General features: G+C 65.7%; 13 protein-coding genes. 6 read left to right on the top strand and 7 right to left on the bottom strand.

Annotated elements, in window-relative coordinates:
• Window positions 1-66 precede the first annotated feature (66 nt).
• From rbfA to ACYP5B_RS35615, 3 genes are all read left to right on the top strand, one after another.
• Window positions 67-435, top strand: a complete 369-nt coding sequence (gene rbfA, locus ACYP5B_RS35625; RefSeq protein ID WP_006162086.1) for a 30S ribosome-binding factor RbfA — start codon at window positions 67-69, stop codon at window positions 433-435.
• 117 nt (window positions 436-552) lie between these two features.
• A complete protein-coding gene (gene truB / locus ACYP5B_RS35620; protein WP_459572787.1) occupies window positions 553-1,500 on the top strand; it encodes a tRNA pseudouridine(55) synthase TruB in 948 nt (315 codons plus the stop codon).
• A gap of 372 nt (window positions 1,501-1,872) precedes the next feature.
• On the top strand, window positions 1,873-2,262 hold the full coding sequence (locus ACYP5B_RS35615) for a GreA/GreB family elongation factor (RefSeq protein ID WP_400101855.1): 390 nt from the start codon (window positions 1,873-1,875) through the stop codon (window positions 2,260-2,262).
• Between the two features lie 99 nt (window positions 2,263-2,361).
• Here ACYP5B_RS35615 and ACYP5B_RS35610 read toward each other — a convergent pair whose 3' ends face one another.
• From ACYP5B_RS35610 to ACYP5B_RS35595, 4 genes are all read right to left on the bottom strand, one after another.
• Window positions 2,362-3,966, bottom strand: a complete 1,605-nt coding sequence (locus tag ACYP5B_RS35610) for a DHA2 family efflux MFS transporter permease subunit (protein ID WP_400101856.1) — start codon at window positions 3,964-3,966, stop codon at window positions 2,362-2,364.
• A gap of 2 nt (window positions 3,967-3,968) precedes the next feature.
• On the bottom strand, window positions 3,969-5,219 hold the full coding sequence (locus ACYP5B_RS35605; protein WP_267603562.1) for an HlyD family secretion protein: 1,251 nt from the start codon (window positions 5,217-5,219) through the stop codon (window positions 3,969-3,971).
• A 74-nt stretch (window positions 5,220-5,293) separates the two neighbouring features.
• Complete coding sequence (locus ACYP5B_RS35600) at window positions 5,294-6,814, bottom strand: efflux transporter outer membrane subunit (protein ID WP_267603561.1); 1,521 nt, start codon at window positions 6,812-6,814, stop codon at window positions 5,294-5,296.
• Between the two features lie 85 nt (window positions 6,815-6,899).
• Complete coding sequence (locus ACYP5B_RS35595; RefSeq protein ID WP_400101858.1) at window positions 6,900-7,379, bottom strand: MarR family winged helix-turn-helix transcriptional regulator; 480 nt, start codon at window positions 7,377-7,379, stop codon at window positions 6,900-6,902.
• Window positions 7,380-7,602: 223 nt separating this feature from the next.
• On the opposite strand from ACYP5B_RS35595, the gene typA reads away from it, so the two are divergent.
• On the top strand, window positions 7,603-9,423 hold the full coding sequence (gene typA, locus ACYP5B_RS35590) for a translational GTPase TypA (RefSeq protein ID WP_174428207.1): 1,821 nt from the start codon (window positions 7,603-7,605) through the stop codon (window positions 9,421-9,423).
• A 104-nt stretch (window positions 9,424-9,527) separates the two neighbouring features.
• Here the strand turns inward: typA and ACYP5B_RS35585 are convergent, their stop codons facing one another.
• Window positions 9,528-10,424 carry a sterol desaturase family protein gene (locus ACYP5B_RS35585; protein ID WP_459572786.1) on the bottom strand — a complete coding sequence of 299 codons (897 nt, stop codon included), beginning with the start codon at window positions 10,422-10,424 and terminating at the stop codon, window positions 9,528-9,530.
• A 242-nt stretch (window positions 10,425-10,666) separates the two neighbouring features.
• Between ACYP5B_RS35585 and ACYP5B_RS35580 the strand changes: the two genes are divergently transcribed.
• Together ACYP5B_RS35580 and ACYP5B_RS35575 are read left to right on the top strand one after the other, a co-directional pair.
• The gene (locus ACYP5B_RS35580; RefSeq protein ID WP_459572785.1) at window positions 10,667-12,241 is read left to right on the top strand and encodes a methyl-accepting chemotaxis protein; all 1,575 of its coding nucleotides are present in this window, start codon (window positions 10,667-10,669) and stop codon (window positions 12,239-12,241) included.
• 98 nt (window positions 12,242-12,339) lie between these two features.
• Complete coding sequence (locus tag ACYP5B_RS35575) at window positions 12,340-13,416, top strand: enoyl-CoA hydratase/isomerase family protein (RefSeq protein ID WP_459572784.1); 1,077 nt, start codon at window positions 12,340-12,342, stop codon at window positions 13,414-13,416.
• 165 nt (window positions 13,417-13,581) lie between these two features.
• Here the strand turns inward: ACYP5B_RS35575 and ACYP5B_RS35570 are convergent, their stop codons facing one another.
• The gene (locus tag ACYP5B_RS35570; RefSeq protein ID WP_267603557.1) at window positions 13,582-13,800 is read right to left on the bottom strand and encodes a hypothetical protein; all 219 of its coding nucleotides are present in this window, start codon (window positions 13,798-13,800) and stop codon (window positions 13,582-13,584) included.
• Window positions 13,801-13,979: 179 nt separating this feature from the next.
• Complete coding sequence (locus ACYP5B_RS35565) at window positions 13,980-14,246, bottom strand: hypothetical protein (RefSeq protein WP_267603556.1); 267 nt, start codon at window positions 14,244-14,246, stop codon at window positions 13,980-13,982.
• Window positions 14,247-14,483 lie beyond the last annotated feature (237 nt).

Here is a 14,483-nt window from a genome sequence, read left to right as displayed (position 1 = left end):
TAAAGTGTGTTGCGGGCGGCGGGCCAACTGGCCCGCCGCTGCCCTTCTCGACAGCAAGCGTATTGAATGGCCAAGAAAGGCAATATCTCCTCTCGTAATCTCCGGATTTCCGACCAGATCCAGCGCGACCTGGCCGAGATGATCCAGCGTGAGCTGCGCGATCCCCGCCTGGGGCTCGTCACACTGCAGTCGGTCACGCTGACCCCCGACTACGCGCACGCCAAGGTGTACTTCACCGTCCTGGCGGCTGATGCCGCGGAAGTGGAGGGCATCCTCAACGAAAAGTCCGGTTACCTGCATTCGCTGCTCTACAAGCGGCTGCATATCCATACCGTGCCGACGTTGCGCTTCTTCCACGATACCTCGGTGGAGCAAGCGATCGAGATGTCCAAGCTGATCAAAGAAGCCAACTCCACGCGCGCAAAAGAAGACTGAAAGACGGCCCGTCACCACGGGCCGTTTTCTTGTTGGCGCTTGTTGCTTCGTGTCTCCTTTGTCCCTGTCTGTCGCGCCCGGCCCCGAAGCTCTGCCGGCGTCACATAGCTCCCCGTCATGACCGATCCCAAAACCAATCGCCCGCCCCGGCAACCGCGCCGCGAGGTGCATGGCGTGCTGCTGCTCGACAAGCCGCTCGGCCTCTCGTCCAACGATGCGCTGGTGCGTGCCAAGCGCATGCTGCGCGCGCTCAAGGCAGGACACACCGGCACGCTCGACCCGCTGGCCACCGGCTTGCTGCCGCTGTGCTTTGGCGAGGCGACCAAGTTCTCCCAGGACCTGCTCGAGGCCGACAAGACCTATGAGGCCGCCGTGCGCCTGGGCCTCAAGACCGCTACCGGCGACGCCGAAGGCGAGGTAATCGCCGAGCGCCCGGTAACCTGCGATATCGATGCCCTGCGCGCGGCCATGCTGCGCTTCGCGGGCGAAATCGAGCAGGTACCGCCGATGCATTCCGCGCTGAAGAAGGACGGGCGTCCGCTGTATGAATACGCGCGTGCCGGCCAGACGGTGGAGCGTGCCGCGCGCCGCGTCACCATCCGCGAAATCACGCTGCTCGATTGCGGGCTGCCGCAGGCGCCCACGTTCAGCATGCGCGTGACCTGCAGCAAGGGCACCTATATCCGCACGCTGGCCGAGGACATCGGCGAGGCGCTCGGTTGTGGCGCGCACCTGACCGGCTTGCGTCGCACGGCGGTGGGAGACCTGAGCCTGGACGGCGCGGTCACGCTGGAGCAGATCGAGCAGCGCACCGACGATGAGCGCCCCGGCATGCTTGCGCCGGTCGATGCGCTGTTGCAGCGCTGTGTAGCGGTGACGCTCGACGAGGCCGCGATGTCCCGCTTCCTGCAAGGGCAGCGCATCGCGCAACGCGACCTGCCGGCGGGAGTGGCGCTGGCGGAAGACGAACTCGCCAGTGTCTATGGCGGCGAGCCGCGCCGATTGCTTGGCGTGGCGCGCATGCGTGCGGGCGCCTTGCGGCCCGAACGGCTGGTCAAGCTCTGACGCGGCTAAGGTGGCTAACGCAGCCGCATCGGACAGGAAAGCCATGCTAAGTGGTGCGATTGCCCGCAGGGGAGGTAATGGCTTCCCTTGGTCGCGGAAATTTGTTTAAATGTCAATTATTGGCCGCGCCACCTCGACCCACCCGGTGTCCGGGCGCGCGGCCTGACGGCAAAGTTCTCGTGACCATCCTCATTTTGCGTCTTCGCGCGGCAACAGCCGCCTCGCTCGCTGCCGCCCGGTACCCTGCCTGACCCATCTACACGGTGCGTCGAAGCGCAGCGCACCGGGCCGAACCTCGCTCCCCCTAGATCCCTCTAGAAGCCAAATGCCACGCGCGTGACCACGTCGCGCGCATTGACACCGGGAGTCAGCATGCGAAAGACGGTTTTCCTTACCCCTTGCGATATCGAGCGCCTGAGCGCGCTCGCCGCCGATCGACAAACGGCGGCGCCGCAGCGCAAGTCCATCCGCGACGTCATCGAGCGTGCCGTGGTCGGTACCCCCGATACCCCCGGCACCCGTGCGCACAAGGTGGTGACGCTCAACACGCCTTTTCTCTGCATCGAGGCGCGCCATCGCGAGCATTTCGTCTGGCGCATCGTGTACCCGGAGGAGGCGGATTTCCGGCGTGGAAAGCTCTGCGTGCTGTCGCCCGCCGGCATGGCGCTGCTCGGCGCGCCGGCGGGGCGGCATGTGCGCCTGCCTGTCGCCGATGGTGCGCAGTCCGTAGAGTTGGTGGTGCAGGAAATCCTGACGGCCTGAGGCTGGGGCGTGGGAGGGGGCAGGGCCAGAGAGCACGAGGCCGATGCCTGTGACGGCATCGGCCTCGGCCTCGCGGTGCAGGGGGTGAGGTTAGTGCGGCTAGTGCGCCCCGGCCGCGGAGGCGTCCAGGTCGCCTCCCTTCTTCGGCTTGGTCAGCCAGACAAAGACGATCAGCACGAAGAACAGCACGCCCGAGATCCAGAAGATATCGTTGGCGCCCAGCATGGCCGCCTGCTGCGAAATGCTGCGCTCGATCTGGCCGTTGGCCTGGGCCTGGCTCATGCCCATCTGCATCAGGTGATTGAGCTGGTCGATATAGGTGGGGTTGTACGGGTTGACCTGCTCCACCAGTTGCGCGTGATGCAGCGCCGTGCGGTTTTCCCAGATGGTGGTCGAGATCGACGCACCGATCGCGCCGAACGTGATCCGCACGAAGTTGGACACCCCGGAGGCCGACGGAATCTTCTCCGGCGGCTGGCCCGACAGGATGATCGAGGTTAGCGGGATGAAGAACATCGCCATCGCCGCGCCCTGGATCAGCGTCGGGATCATCAGCGTGCGGGTATCGACCTGCAAGGTGAAGCCCGAACGCATCAGGCTGACCACGCCAAAGGTGACGAAGGCCATGGTCGCGACCCAGCGCGCATCCATCTTGGGCAGGTTCTTGCCAATCAGCGGCGACAGCAGGATGGCGAAGATCCCGACCGGCGCCATCACGATGCCGGCATCCGTCGCGGTATAGCCGACGATGGTTTGCAGCCACAGTGGAAGAATCACCAGGTTGCCGAAGAACAGGCCGTAGGCCACCGAGATGGCCACCACCCCCGCGCTGAAGTTACGTCCCTTGAACAAGGTGATATCGACGATCGGATGCTTCTCGTAGCTCTCCCAGATCAGGAAGAACAGGAAGCCGACAATGGCCACCACCGTCAACACCACGATGGAGGTCGAGTGGAACCAGTCCAGCTCCTTGCCCTTGTCGAGCATCAGTTGCATCGAACCCACCCAGATCACCAGCAGCGCCAGCCCGATCCGGTCGATCGGCAGGATCTTGATGGCCGTCTCGCGGTCGCGGTAGATCGCCCAGGTGGCATAGGCGGCGCCAAGGCCCACCGGGATGTTGATGTAGAAGATCCACGGCCAGGTCATGTTGTCCGAGATCCAGCCGCCCAGCAGCGGCCCCATGATCGGCGCCACCAGGGTGGTCATGCCCCATAGCGCGAGCGCCATGGTGCTCTTCTGTGGCGGATAGCTCGACAGCAGCAGCGATTGCGACAGCGGAATCATCGGCCCGGCCACGGCGCCTTGCAGCACGCGCGCAGCCAGCAGCACTTCGAGGTTAGGTGCCACGCCGCACAGCCACGAGGAGATCACGAACAGCAGGATCGACGTGATGAACAGCCGCACCGCCCCGAAGCGCGTGGTCATCCAACCGGTCAGCGGCACCGAGATGGCATTGGCCACCGCGAACGAGGTGATGACCCACGTGCCCTGGTTGGGCGCCACACCGAGGTCGCCCGAGATGGCCGGGATCGATACGTTGGCGATCGAGGAGTCGAGCACGTTCATGAACGTGGCCAGCGACAGCGCGATGGTGCCCACGATCAGCTTTCCGCCCGACAACGGCGCGGGCGCGGCGGGACGCGCCGCTGGCGCCGGGGCGCCAGGCGCGGCACCGTCGCGCGCGGGAAGGGAGGTAGCCATGTTCAGGTGTTGGCGGGCTTGGCCGCAACAGGCGCCGATACCGGCGCTGCCATGGGCTCGCCCGCCTGGCGGCCGCCGTTGTTCAGCGAGATGACGCGGGCGATCAGCGCGTCGGCGTCCTGCGCGACCTTCTCATAGACGTCGGTCTGCATCGGGCGCGCGACCGTGGCGTTGGTCATGGCCGCGCCTTCTTCCTTGCGCACGTCCACCGTCACGTTCATCGACAGGCCAACCCGCAGCGGGTGGTCCTTGAGTTGCTGCGGGTCCAGCGCGATGCGCACCGGCAGGCGTTGCACCACCTTGATCCAGTTGCCGGTGGCGTTCTGCGCCGGCAGCAGCGAGAAGGCCGAGCCGGTGCCGGCCGAGAAGCCTTCCACCTTGCCGTTGTAGGTCACCTTGGAGCCATACAGGTCGGCCTCCAGCGTCACCGGCTGGCCCACGCGCATATGCGTGATCTGCACTTCCTTGAAGTTGGCGTCGATCCACACCTGGTCCAGCGGCACCACGGCCATCAGCGGGGCGCCCGGGGCCACGCGCTGGCCGACCTGCACCGAGCGCTTGGCCACGTAGCCGGTCACGGGCGCGGGCAGCGTCGAGCGCGCGAACGAGAGATAAGCGGCGCGCAGGTTGGCGGCGGCGCGCTGCACGTTGGGGTGCTTCTCCACGGTGGTCTGGTCGGTCAGCACCTTGTTCGATGCGAGTTGCTCGCGCGTGGCCAGCAGTGCCGATTGCGCTGCCGTGAGCGCGGTCTGCGCGTGGGAGATTTCTTCGCCCGAGACCGCGCCGGAGCCGGCGATGGCCTCGCGGCGCTTGAGGTCTTCACGCGCCTTGGCCACATCGGCCTCACGCATGGCCACGTTGGCAGCCAGCGAGCCGTTGTTGACGTAGAGGGTGCGCACTTCACGCACGGCTTGCGCCAGTTGCGCCTCGGCCTGCTCCAGGGCGACCTGCGAATCGGCGCGGTCGAGCTGGATCAGGGGCTGGCCCGCGGTGACCAGCTGCGTGTCGTCGGCCCCGATCGAGATCACGGTGCCGCCGACCAGCGGGGTGACCTGCACCACGTTGCCCGCGACATACGCGTCGTCGGTGCTTTCGAAGTGGCGCGCGTACAGGCCCCAGTAGATGCCGTAGGCCACGCCGGCCACCACTACCGCGGCGGTCAGCGAGAGCAGCAGGCGCTTGCGCTTGCCGTTGTTGTTGACGGGAGCCGCCGGGGAGGCGGGAGTCTGGGCCGCTTGCTTGTTATCGCTCATGATCGTCTTTTAAGAATGCTGTCGGTACTGCTCGTTGTTCTTGAGGCCGCTTAGCCGCTTAGCCGCTTAGCCGCTTAGCCGCGTGCCTCTGCCGGCTTCTGCGCATCCGTCCCGGCGCCTTCTGCTTGTTCCTGGTAACCCCCGCCGAGCGCTTTCATCAGGCCCATTTGCAGGTCCAGGCGGCGCGCCTGCAGGTCGGTGGCAAGGCGGCGTTGCTGCAGCACGTTGCTTTCGGCATTGAGCACCGTGAGCTGGGTGCCCAGCCCGGCCTTGTAGCGGATGGTGGACAGCGAGTAGGCGCGCTCGGCCAGAGCAAGCGCCTCGCGCTGGGCCGTGATCTGCGTGTCCACGCTGCGGATGCTGGCCACCGTGTCGGCGGTTTCGCGCAGCGCATCAACCAGCGCCTGGTTGTAGTTGGCCACGGCGAGGTCGTATTGCGCGTACTTGCCCTTCAGGTTGGCGCGCAGCTTGCCGCCCTCGAAGATCGGCAGGCTGATGGCCGGGCCGATGCCAAAGGTCCGGCTGATGCCCATCAGCAGGTTGGACGGGTCCAGCGAGGCAACGCCGGCGAAGGCGGACAAGGTGACGGCCGGCAGGAATTCCGTGCGCGCCACCTCAATATCCTTGCTGGTGGCCTCCACGCGCCAGCGCGCGGCAACCAGGTCCGGGCGGCGGCCCAGCAGATCGATGGTGAGATTGTCCGGCAGCAATGGCGTGCTCTGCGCCAGGATGGTCGGGCGCTGGATCGCCAGGCCGCGGTCCGGGCCCTTGCCCAGCAGCGCGGCGAGCTGGTTGCGCGCCAGCAGGATATCTTCATCCACGCGCAGCAGGTCGGTCTGTGCGGATGCCACCGTGCCGCGCGCCTGCGTGGTTTCGACCTGGGTGTCCAGGCCGGCGTTGAGCCGGTCGCGCGACAGGTCGCTCAGGCCGCGGCGCTGGGCAATGGCGCGCTCGGCCACGTCGCGTTGCGCGTACACGGCGGCCAGCCGGGCATAGGTGCGGGCGACCGACGTGGTCAGGATCAGGCGCGAGGCCTGGCTTTCGGCCTCGGCGGCGCGGTCGTCGGACAGCGCGGCTTCCAGCGCCTTGCGGTTCTTGCCCCAGAAGTCGAAGTCATACGAAAGCCCAGCTTGCAGGCGTGACTGGTTTTGCCACGAGCCGGCCAGTGGCGTGCCTTCGAACAGGTCCGTTTGCGAGAAGCGCTGGCGCACCAGGCTGCCTTCAAAGTCGACGTGCGGGTACAGCGCGCTGCGCGTGGCGTCGGCCATCGCACGGGAGGCTTCCACGCGCGCGAAAGCGGCTTGCAGGTTGGGGCTGTCCTTCACCGCCTCATCGACCAGGGCGCGCAGTTGCGGGTCCTTGAACTGGTCGACCCAGTCGAGTGAGGGCCATTGGCCATGCTGCGAGGGCAGGGTCTGGGCGCTGGCGAGCGAGGCCGGCGCGGTAACGGTCTGCGTGCTGTGCGAGTTGCCAAACGCGGCGCAGCCTGCCAGCACCGCGGCCGCCAGCGCGGTCAGCGCCAGCGTGCCGGCCCGGCGGCCCGCTGCGCGCGTGCGCGGCGACAAGGCGGAAATAGAAGAGAGAGCTTGGTTCATCTAGGTGCCCTGTGACAGGGCGTTAGTGTTTGTTCTTGTCTTGGAGAGATCGTGGCGCCGCTGGCGTCACTGGCCGGCAAGGCGGCTACCCGCTGTTGTTGCCGATGATCCGGAGCAGCATCGAGCGGAAGGTTTGCAGTTCGGCCTCGGAGAAGCCGCGGAAATGCCGGTTCAGCACGCGGCAGTAGATCTGGGGCAACTGGTCCACGAGGACCTGGCCGGCGGGCGTGATCGACAGGTCGACCACGCGCCGGTCGGCATCGCTGCGCTGGCGCTCGATCAGGCCACGCTTTTCCAGGCGGCTGAGCAGGCGCGTGACCGAACCCATATCGCAATTGAGCTCCCGGCCAAGGTCGGTCACCGTGCTGCCACGTCCGGCGGCCAGCATCATCAGGCAGGTAGCCTGGGCGTGTGTGATGTCCAGGCCATCGACTTCCTGTTCCACGCCGTGTGACAGCACGTTCTTGGCGCGTGCCATCAGATAGCCAATGCTTTCGCCCATACGGTATTCGGCCGGGTCGAAGGGGAAGGCTTCGTCGGAAATGGGCTGGATCTGCTCGGACATCTCGGCTAGGTGCTTGTCGCTGCAATGTTTGCCGTGGCAACTATATGTTTAGGTTCGCCGAACCGCAAGGACGGCAATTTGCTATTGCGGATATCGCAATAATTGGGTTTGTGGCGGCGGGACGGCCTAGGAAGCTTCCCAACGTCGTCCTCGGGTTTTGCGCCGCAGCATGCTACAATTTCGGGTTATCTTTTGATGCTCAGCCCCAAAGCGAGACGCTGCAATGACCCGCGCCATCCGCAATATCGCCATCATCGCTCACGTCGATCATGGCAAGACCACTCTGGTCGACCAACTCCTGCGCCAGGCAGGCACCTTCCGCGACAACCAGCAAATGGTCGAACGCGTGATGGACTCGAACGACATTGAGAAGGAACGCGGGATCACCATCCTCGCGAAGAACTGTGCTGTCGAATACAACGGCACCCACATCAATATCGTCGATACCCCTGGCCACGCCGACTTCGGCGGTGAAGTGGAGCGCGTGCTGTCGATGGTCGACGGCGTGCTGCTGCTGGTTGACGCTGTCGAAGGCCCGATGCCCCAGACCCGTTTCGTCACGCGCAAGGCGCTGGCGCTGGGCCTGAAGCCGATCGTGGTGATCAACAAGGTCGACCGTCCGGGCGCGCGTCCGGAATGGGTGATCAACCAGACGTTCGACCTGTTCGACAAGCTGGGCGCCACTGACGAGCAGCTCGACTTCCCGGTGATCTACGCATCCGGCCTGAACGGCTACGCCGGCCTGACCGACGACGTGCGCGAAGGCGACATGAAGCCGCTGTTCGAGACCGTGCTGGCCAAGGTGCCAGTCCGTGACGACAACCCGGATGGCCCCCTGCAGCTGCAGATCATCTCGCTCGATTACAACAGCTATGTCGGCAAGATCGGCGTAGGCCGCATTTCGCGTGGCCGCGCCCGTTCGCTGCAAGACGTGGTGGTCAAGTTCGGCCCGGAAGGCAACCCCATCAAGGGTCGTATCAACCAGGTGCTGAAGTTCCAGGGCCTGGAGCGCGAAATCGTGGCAGAAGCCGAAGCCGGCGACATCGTGCTGATCAACGGCATCGAAGAACTCGGCATTGGTTGCACCGTGTGCGCACCGGACGCGCAGGACGCGCTGCCGATGCTGAAGGTCGACGAACCCACGCTGACCATGAACTTCTGCGTCAACACGTCGCCGCTGGCCGGCCGTGAAGGCAAGTTCGTGACCAGCCGCCAGCTGCGTGAACGCCTGGACCGCGAACTGAAGTCGAACGTGGCGCTGCGCGTGGCCGAGACCGGCGACGACACTATCTTCGAAGTGTCGGGCCGCGGCGAGCTGCACCTGACCATCCTGCTGGAAAACATGCGCCGCGAAGGCTACGAGCTGGCCGTGTCGCGCCCGCGCGTGGTGTTCAAGGAAATCGACGGCGTCAAGCATGAGCCGTACGAACTGCTGACCGTGGACGTCGAAGACGGCCACCAGGGCAGCGTGATGGAAGAGCTGGGCCGCCGCAAGGGCGAACTGCTCGACATGGCGTCCGACGGCAAGGGCCGCACCCGCCTCGAGTACCGCGTTCCGGCCCGTGGCCTGATCGGCTTCCAGGGCGAGTTCCTGACGCTGACGCGCGGCACCGGCCTGATCAGCCACATCTTCGACGACTACGCGCCCCTGCGCGAAGGCGGCCTGGGTGAGCGCCACAACGGCGTGCTGATCTCGCAGGACGACGGCGATGCCGTGGCCTACGCACTGTGGAAGCTGCAGGATCGCGGCCGCATGTTCGTCAAGCCGGGCGATGCGCTGTACGAAGGCATGATCATCGGCATCCACAGCCGCGACAACGACCTGGTCGTGAACCCGATCAAGGGCAAGCAGCTGACCAACGTGCGCGCCTCGGGTACCGACGAGGCCGTGCGCCTGGTCACGCCGATCCAGATGTCGCTGGAATACGCCGTGGAGTTCATCTCCGACGACGAGCTGGTGGAAATCACGCCGAAGAGCATCCGTCTGCGCAAGCGTCACCTGAAGGAGCACGAGCGTAAGCGTGCTTCGCGCGAATCCGTGTAAGCGTTTTCGCCTCAGGCAACCTTGCCAACAAAAAACCGCGCCTTGTGCGCGGTTTTTTGTTGCCTGTCTTTCGTGGCGCCTCTGGCAATCGAGCGATCAAGCCATCAGGCGTCCTGGCTGCGATCCGTCCCGAGCGCGGTGGCGGTCCGCGGCACGTCCCCGGCCGCCATATCGCGCGGATGACGCCACTCTGGCGGCTTCCAGAGATGGCGCAGGTCGCGATGACGCCACGCGTCCGTGAACATGTCGCGCCATTCATGGAAGGTGAGGGTGATCGGGTTATGGCTCGCGATGCGCCGCGTTATGCCGTATTCGGGCGGCGCCTCTTCGGGCACGAAGGAGCCGAACATGCGGTCCCAGACGGTCAGCACGCCCGCATAGTTGCGGTCGATGTACTGCGGGTTGCGCGCATGGTGCACCCGGTGGACCGAGGGCGTATTGGCCAGCCATTCGAGCCGGCGCCAGCGTCCGCCCAACCGGGTGTGCACGAAAAACTGGAAGGCCAGGTTCAGCCCAACTGCCAGGATCACCCAGTCGGGCGTGAAACCGATCAGCGCCAGCGGAATCCAGAACAGCCACATGCCCGAGAGCGGATACGTGAGGCTCTGGCGGAACGCCGTCGAGAAATTCATGCCCTCCGAGGAATGATGGGTGACGTGCGAAGCCCACATCCAGCGTACCCGATGGCTGGCGCGATGAAACCAGTAATAAAGGAAATCCTGCAAGAGCAGAAGGAGCAGGAACGACCAGGCGGTCTGCGGCATCGCCTTCAGGCCATGCTGGTAGCTCCACGTGTAGACCGTGCGCACCATCAGCCACAGGAAGAACGCATCCGACGCCTGGTGCATCAACGCCAGCGCGGCGTTGGATGCGGTATCGCGCAGGCTGTAGATGGCGGGGTCGCGGCGCGCCCAGTACCAGGCCTCCGCGCCGATGGTCAGCAGGAAGACCGGCGCGAATGCCAGCAGGATCAGGCCGGGATCGATTGTTGACGGTGTCATGCGCAAAGTGTTGCCCGATTCTGTCTGTTTTGTCTTGAGGCGATCCTCTATACGCCCGTGCGGCGTCGCCAGATGCGCACGCTGATGCACCCCAGAATGCTTACTGCGCACATTCGCATTACTGACCATTTTGCACGACTGAATATCAGCATGCGCGGGGTCAAGGCGCGGCGAGGGGCGCCGTTATAGCGGGGCGGCCAAAAACGCAGCCGCATCAGCACTAAATCCAACGGGGAGCCCTCATGTTTCGCAACACTACTATCGGCACAAGATTGTGGATTCTGACTATCGTCACCAATGCATTGTTGCTGATTGTCGGGGCCGTAGGCTGGCTTGGCATGTCGCGCAGCAATGACGCCACGCGGCAGATCTACCAGCAGCAACTCGCCGCCGCGGTCAACCTGGCCGAGGCGCGTTCCAACCAGTTGCTCGTACGCGTCTTGCTCGACCAGGCCACCTTTGCCGCCGATCCCGCCGATGCCCGTGCGCGCGCCGATACCGCGCAGGGGTTTGCGCGCCAGTCCGACGCCGCTTGGCAGGCCTACCTGGCGCTGCCGCGTTCAGCGGAGGAAGCCCGCGCGGCCGCGGACGTAGCCGCCAAGCGTGAGGCGTTGTTCACGCAAGGCGTGTCGCCGATGATCGCGGCGCTCAAGCAAGGCGACCGCGAGGCGGTGATGCGCGCTGTGCTGGAGACCATTCCCAAGCTCGATATTGCCTTTACGGCCGTCAACACTGAACTGGGCAAGCTGCAGCTCGCCGGTGCGCAGGAGGTCTATCACGGCTCGCAGGAGCGCTACACCACGCTGCGCTCGCTGTCGATCGGCGTGCTGCTGTTCGGCCTGTGCTTCAGCACCGTGGTGGCCTGGCGCCTGCGCCGCTCCATCGTGGGGACGCTGGATGTGGCCATTGCCCGCTTCGAGCGTATCGCCGCCGGCGATCTTGGCGCGAAGGCGGATGGCGCCGCCTTCGCCTCCGCTTCCGGCGCCGAGGGCGAGCGCAGCGAAACCGGCCGCATGCTTGCCATGCTCGACCGCATGCAGGAAAGCCTCGCCGCGATGGTGGCCGACGTGCGTGGCGGGGCCGACTCCATTGCCGCTGCCAGCAAGCAGATTGCCAGCGGCAACAGCGATCTCTCGCAGCGCACGGAGCAGCAGGCTGCATCGCTCGAGGAGACGGCGTCCAGCATGGAGGAACTCACGGGCACGGTGCGCCAGAATGCGGACAGCGCGCGCGAGGCCAATGACCTGGCCAGCAACGCCACCGGCCTGGCCGAGCGTGGCAGCGACGCGGTGGCGCGCGTGGCCAGCACCATGCAGGCGATCGACGCCAGCGCCAACAAGATCGTCGACATTATCGACGTGATCGAGAAGATCGCGTTCCAGACCAATATCCTCGCCCTCAACGCGGCGGTGGAAGCCGCGCGGGCCGGCGAGCACGGACTTGGCTTCGCGGTAGTCGCGGGCGATGTGCGCGATCTCTCGCAGCGCTGCGCGGGCGCGTCCAAGGAGATCCGCACGCTGATCGGCGACTCGGTGTCGCGCGTGCGCGCCGGTGGCGAGATGGTCGAGCAGGCAAGGCAGGTGATGCAGGAAATGGTGGGCGCCGTGCGCCGCGTGAGCGGCATCATGGGCGGCATCAGCTCCGCGTCCGATGAGCAGTCGCGGGGCATCGAGCAGGTCAACCAGGCGGTGGCGCAGATGGACGGCATGACCCAGCAGAACGCCGCGCTGGTGGAGCAGGCCGCCGCGGCAGCGGCTTCGCTGGAGGACCAGGCGCGGCGCCTCACCGGGCTGATGTCCGCATTTCGGGTGGCCTGAAGGGTGGCCTGAAAGCGGCGTCGCCAACGCCGCTCCGGGGAGGGGCCCGCAGCTTGGCTGGTGTAAAGTTGTGGGTTGCATTCGCGGAGAAAAGAGACATGACTGACTTGGTCACAAGCGAGATCCAGGGTGGCATCGGCTACCTGACGCTGAACCGGCCTCAGGCGCTCAACGCGCTGTCGCTCGAGATGATTCGCGCCATCACCACGGCGCTCAATGACTGGGCGGTGGCGCCCGAGGTGGTGGCCGTGGTCATCGCCGGCGCCGGCGGCAAAGCCTTCTGCGCCGGTGGCGACATCCGCTTCTTCCACAAGGCCGCGCTCGCCGGCGATCCGGCGCTCGACCAGTTCTTCGTCGAGGAATACGCGCTCAACCACCTGATCCATACCTACGCCAAGCCTTACATCGCGCTGATGGACGGTGTGGTGATGGGCGGCGGCATGGGCATCTCGCAAGGCGCGCGCCGCCGCCTGGTGACCGAGCGGACCAAGATGGCGATGCCCGAAACCAACATCGGCTTGTTCCCGGACGTGGGCGGCGGCTGGTTCCTGTCGCGCACGCCCGGCCGCCTGGGCGAGTACCTGGGCCTGACCGGCGCCATGATCCATGCCGCCGATGGGCTCTACGCGGGCCTGGCCGATGCCTACCTGCCGGGTAACACCATGGCCGAACTGGTGGACGTGCTGCGCGCGCGCCAGTTTGCCGATGGCGATGCCGTGCTGGCCTGTATCGACGAAGCCACCGCGGCGCACCGTGCTGCCTGCCCGCCGGGCGAAAGCCACCTGGCCAGGCTGCAGGACGAGATCGACCACCTGTTCGCCGGTGCTTCGGTGACCGGGATCGTGGCAGCGGTGAGCGACGCCGGCTCCGACTGGGCCGCGCAGACCGCCGCCATGCTGCGCGCCCGTTCACCGCTGATGCTCAACGTCACGCTGGAGCAGATCCGCCGCGCCCGCACCATGGCGCTGAACGACGAACTGCGCATGGAGCTGGACATGATGTACTACGTGTTCCGCCACGGCGATGGCGTGGAAGGCATTCGCGCGCTGGCGGTCGACAAGGACCACGCGCCGAAGTGGCAGCCCGCGCGTCTCGACGAGGTGACCCGCGAGCGCGTGCGCGCCTTCTTCGATAGCCCCTGGGCGCACGGCGAGCATCCGCTGGCGGCGCTGTAGGCTGGCGACCGGCGGTTCCTTTCGCGCAAATGGATCGAGCGCAACGCGCCACCTTATCCGCCAAAGCTCCCCCAAAACCAAGCGCCCAAAAAGACTGACGCCCGTTACCGACAGGGCAACGGGCGCGGAGGGCAGAATATCGCTGCCTTGCGCTTCTGATTCGGCTTACTTGCGCTTGATGTCCCCGGCCGGCCGCGCCTGCGTGCCTGCCAGCGGTTGGCCTGGAAAGCCCTCCGGATAGCTGATGACGCGCAAGGCTCCCCCGAGCTTGCGCGACGTCCATGCATGACCGGCGCGCGCTCTCGCGCCGCCTGTGATTGCCACCATGGCTTCTCTGTCGAGATCCACGCTGTCCGGCAAATCCTTGATGACGATGACGGCCATGACTTCCTCCTGCAGGGTGGCGAAGGCCGGCGCGGCCGGGGTTCGCCGGGTGGGTGCGCGCGATGCGGCAAGCCCAGCCAGATCAGTATAGGCCACGGGTTTTACCTCCGGGGCAGTGCCAACTCGTGCGTAACAGCCGTGGAAACCCTTGGGTTTCCACGGAGCGGGGCGCATTTCGCTCAGACCGCGGCGTGGGTGGCGGCCCACTGCGACGGGTTGACGTCGATGCTCAGCGGCCCAAAGCCGGCGCCGATCACGCCGACGTTGTTGAGCGTGTTCACGTTGATGCTCTGCAACTGGGCGATGTTCTGGTTGACGTTGACATTGACGTTGGCCACCGGGCCCAGTCCTTGCAACCAGGAATTGGCGCCGCCGCGTACCGCGGCTAGCGACTTGCTGTCGAGGTCTTGGTTCAGGGCGAGGTCGCGCACGATGATGGATGACATGATGGTTCTCCTAGACTTCACTTGATCACTGGAAATGGTTGGAGCCGGCTGGCAACGGAGGCGGCGGGGCCGCCTCGCGCGGGTGCCGGGACCATTCAATAGATGTTGTTGCTGGCGTTCTGCGTCGACTTCACGTGGGATTTGATGTCGTCGGCAAAGGCCGTGTTGTTGCCATTCATGTTGACGACATTCTGGGTCTGGCCGATCAGCTGCGAGGCGTTGAAGGTCGAGTCGATC

It is taken from the genome of Cupriavidus sp. 8B, from assembly GCF_054589115.1.
Note: the sequence above shows the minus strand (reverse complement) of the source record. Positions and strands in the feature narration are given on the sequence as shown.

Bases quoted from the DNA above. Each gene is read 5' to 3' on its own strand.
- ACYP5B_RS35585 (WP_459572786.1), bottom strand. From the start codon at position 10,424: ATGACACCGTCAACAATCGATCCCGGCCTGATCCTGCTGGCATTCGCG.
- ACYP5B_RS35575 (WP_459572784.1), top strand. From the start codon at position 12,340: ATGACTGACTTGGTCACAAGCGAGATCCAGGGTGGCATCGGCTACCTG.
- ACYP5B_RS35605 (WP_267603562.1), bottom strand. From the start codon at position 5,219: ATGAGCGATAACAAGCAAGCGGCCCAGACTCCCGCCTCCCCGGCGGCT.
- rbfA (WP_006162086.1), top strand. From the start codon at position 67: ATGGCCAAGAAAGGCAATATCTCCTCTCGTAATCTCCGGATTTCCGAC.
- typA (WP_174428207.1), top strand. From the start codon at position 7,603: ATGACCCGCGCCATCCGCAATATCGCCATCATCGCTCACGTCGATCAT.
- ACYP5B_RS35570 (WP_267603557.1), bottom strand. From the start codon at position 13,800: ATGGCCGTCATCGTCATCAAGGATTTGCCGGACAGCGTGGATCTCGAC.
- ACYP5B_RS35615 (WP_400101855.1), top strand. From the start codon at position 1,873: ATGCGAAAGACGGTTTTCCTTACCCCTTGCGATATCGAGCGCCTGAGC.
- ACYP5B_RS35565 (WP_267603556.1), bottom strand. From the start codon at position 14,246: ATGTCATCCATCATCGTGCGCGACCTCGCCCTGAACCAAGACCTCGAC.
- truB (WP_459572787.1), top strand. From the start codon at position 553: ATGACCGATCCCAAAACCAATCGCCCGCCCCGGCAACCGCGCCGCGAG.
- ACYP5B_RS35600 (WP_267603561.1), bottom strand. From the start codon at position 6,814: ATGAACCAAGCTCTCTCTTCTATTTCCGCCTTGTCGCCGCGCACGCGC.
- ACYP5B_RS35610 (WP_400101856.1), bottom strand. From the start codon at position 3,966: ATGGCTACCTCCCTTCCCGCGCGCGACGGTGCCGCGCCTGGCGCCCCG.
- ACYP5B_RS35595 (WP_400101858.1), bottom strand. From the start codon at position 7,379: ATGTCCGAGCAGATCCAGCCCATTTCCGACGAAGCCTTCCCCTTCGAC.
- ACYP5B_RS35580 (WP_459572785.1), top strand. From the start codon at position 10,667: ATGTTTCGCAACACTACTATCGGCACAAGATTGTGGATTCTGACTATC.